This is a genomic window from Candidatus Ruminimicrobium bovinum (assembly GCF_902760015.1).
Lineage (GTDB): Bacteria > Elusimicrobiota > Endomicrobiia > Endomicrobiales > Endomicrobiaceae > Ruminimicrobium > Ruminimicrobium bovinum.
In genome coordinates this window covers 1-2,750 of the sequence record NZ_CACWEU010000260.1, presented here as the reverse complement: position 1 = coordinate 2,750, position 2,750 = coordinate 1, and the positions used below count along the sequence as shown (strand labels likewise).

At 35.1% G+C, this 2,750-nt stretch carries 4 protein-coding genes; all 4 read right to left on the bottom strand.

Annotated elements, in window-relative coordinates:
* On the bottom strand, positions 1-626 hold a 626-nt coding region (locus ACMUOV_RS08560; RefSeq protein WP_413854730.1), incomplete at its 3' end, for a DHH family phosphoesterase.
* Between the two features lie 59 nt (positions 627-685).
* Positions 686-1,696: a hypothetical protein gene (locus ACMUOV_RS08555; protein ID WP_413854728.1), complete on the bottom strand. Its 1,011-nt coding sequence runs from the start codon at positions 1,694-1,696 to the stop codon at positions 686-688.
* Positions 1,697-1,713: 17 nt separating this feature from the next.
* Entirely contained in the window at positions 1,714-2,334 is a 621-nt protein-coding gene (locus tag ACMUOV_RS08550) for a hypothetical protein (RefSeq protein WP_413854726.1), read from the bottom strand.
* A partial coding sequence (locus ACMUOV_RS08545) for a hypothetical protein (RefSeq protein ID WP_413854724.1) occupies positions 2,318-2,750 on the bottom strand: 433 nt, incomplete at its 5' end. The genes ACMUOV_RS08550 and ACMUOV_RS08545, both read right to left, overlap by 17 nt.

Sequence of the window (2,750 nt, the reverse complement as noted above, 5' to 3'; positions counted from 1 at the left end):
TTATGTGGCAAATCGGATAATGGAAGTTCATCATACTGTTTCTTTACATCAGTAACATACTGCAACAAATAATTCTTTTCTTCGGCATACAGTTTAATATTGCCTTTAATGAAACGAATCAAGAACCAGTCAAATCCCATCTTCCACATCAATGCATTGAAGAACATCGCTCTCTTATCTGTCAAAGTAAACATATCATAATCATTTGCGATAAAGACTAAGTCATTAAGATGCGTAAGATCTTTCTTTATTCCAAAATACTTATATGCAAGCATGCAGCCAGAATACTTCATGTTGATATGAATATCATTCTGCGGATCATTGAACGGAACAGCACTTTCGTGATGATCAAGAACTAATGCAGGAATTTCAGTTTGGAAAGATGTCTTCAAGAATTCTTTAACCTGTTTGATATTGACAGGACAAAAGTCAGTAAATATTACAACATCAAACTTACCTTGATATTTACGGCACTTATCAATTATTTCCTGTTCTCTACCATAGTTAATTTGTTCAACAATTACATTCTTAAAGTAATTCTTCAAAACAATAGCTGATGTAACGCCATCTAAATCAACATGCGTAAAATTTAAAACCCTAAGGTTTTCATTATAGAAATCTGCCATAGAAACTCCCAATAAGAAAAAAGGAGCCTTTTTCAGGCTCCTATAGTTTCAATATCTGATTACAGTTCAGCATCAACGCCATTGAAGAAATCATCATCAGATACTTCAGGAACATCGGATGTATTGATATTCTTCTTTGTCGGAGCTGCCGGTGCATCAAAATCAAAGTCATCAGATGCAGCAGGCTTTGTATTAATGCTTACCTTTTCAGCAGGAGCGGGAGTGTCATCAGCAAACGGATTTGTTGATGCAATAGAAACGCTTTCAGTCTGAACAGGATTAGTAGAAAGGAGCTGTTCACCAGTCTTATCAAACCAACGCTTGCAGATGGTATTGAAATCAGCAACTTCATCTTCCTTATTATAGCATTCTTCCAAATGATAAAGCTTAGATTCAATATCATCAATCTCAGCAGTTGTCAAAGGAACATACTTCTTTCCATCCCAACGGTCAATAGGACCAGGTGTGCCGAAATGAGAATCATCAAGTTTAGGACCATTAGAACCCTGAACACCAGTATAAACGAAATTAGCACCAGTGTCCCAATCAAACGGGTTAAATCCCTTTACAATGCCCTGAAGTTCATCATCCTTATCAGTCATAGCAGTAGAGATCATCTTCATGATCTGTGGGCCAAATTCAAAACGGAATACCTTACCTTCAGTTTCGGTATTATTAGCATTACGGACAACGAGAATGTTACAGATATAACGGCTCTTGCCCTTGCCATAAGAATACTTAGCGGCTTCTTCCTTCGGATACTTCTTATACATTTCACGGTTATGCTGACAAATCGGACAAGGCTTGCCGAACTTTGTCAAGCATTCAGTAATGAACCATTTATCATTTGCAAGTTTAATAGTGTGCTTGCGGTTCTCGATAAACGGTTTAATTTCATCGGGGTGAGAAGGTAAGAAACGAATTACAACGCTGAACTTTCCATCTTTAACAGTTGGCTGGAACAGATTTTCAATCTTCCAAGACTTAAACTTCTTTTCCTTGGGTTGTTGTTCAGCCACAGCAGCGTTGATGTCTGTGAAATACGAATTGAGGTCTCTCTTCATTGGCATAATATTATCTCCTTATGTTATTGCCTTTTATCTTTTTGTCTTACTATTCGCATTAGCCTTAAGAATCTAAAATAGTCCGGATCATCAATCTTGGTTTCGTCAATAGCAAACTTATTGTTGTCTATCCCATCAAACCAAAACCAAAAATTCAATGTTCCATTCCGAATTAGCTCATAAAGCTTATTCTTTTGCTTATCATTGACTTTGTATAGGTCAAATTGGTTGCCAGTGAAAGCGGCAAAGGGATCTTCCTTCGCTTTAGCTTCCTCTAACATTTTATTTATAATAGTAAATTGTTCCTGTTTTCCATTTACTGAATAAAATTTAATATTTTTTTGAAGATAGTTTAAGTTCAACAGATTTTTTTTCTTAACCTGTCCATCCTTCAAAAAATCTCCAATACAAATGTATATCCAATCTGTAAAAGATAATTTCTTCATGTTTATGGCATTTGCTAAATCAACAAATGCAACATATCCCTTAGGCATATTAGCAGTCTCATAGAAACTCTCCTTAAGAATCTCTTCAAAAGACTTCTTTTCAAACTTTCTAACTATTGCTGGTGGATCTGTTTTCTTATTTAACAATTTAGAAAACAATGACCAGAAATGATAAAGCTCTTTACTCGTCGTCTGCATCTAAAAAATCCAATAGTGATGTTTCAGGCTTGTCTTTCTTTATATGAAAACGTTTCAGAAGTTCTTGTTTAAGAATATAGAAATTAAGTTCATCAAGAAACTTCAGTATCTGCTTTTCATCAAGATAATCTGCAGTAAGGTAAATAAGTGAATCTACAATATTTACCATCTTCTTCTTATGAAGTTCTGCAATAGCTGCATTGAACTTATGCAGATTGTCTGCATCTCCTTCAAATACAGGCTCAAGTGATTTGGGTAATCTTGTGCTTTCATCAATATCATCAAAATCAAAGCCTCTTTCTTTCATTAATTTATAGAAAGCAGTTTTGTTTTGTTTTCTTTCAAGTACCTGACCATCTTCCCAGTCGGTCAATAATAAATCAAAGAAATCCATATTACCTCCTACAAGTAGTCTA

Excerpts from the sequence above, each read along its gene's own strand:
- ACMUOV_RS08555 (WP_413854728.1), bottom strand. The coding sequence starts at position 1,696 with ATGCCAATGAAGAGAGACCTCAATTCGTATTTCACAGACATCAACGCT.
- ACMUOV_RS08550 (WP_413854726.1), bottom strand. The coding sequence starts at position 2,334 with ATGCAGACGACGAGTAAAGAGCTTTATCATTTCTGGTCATTGTTTTCT.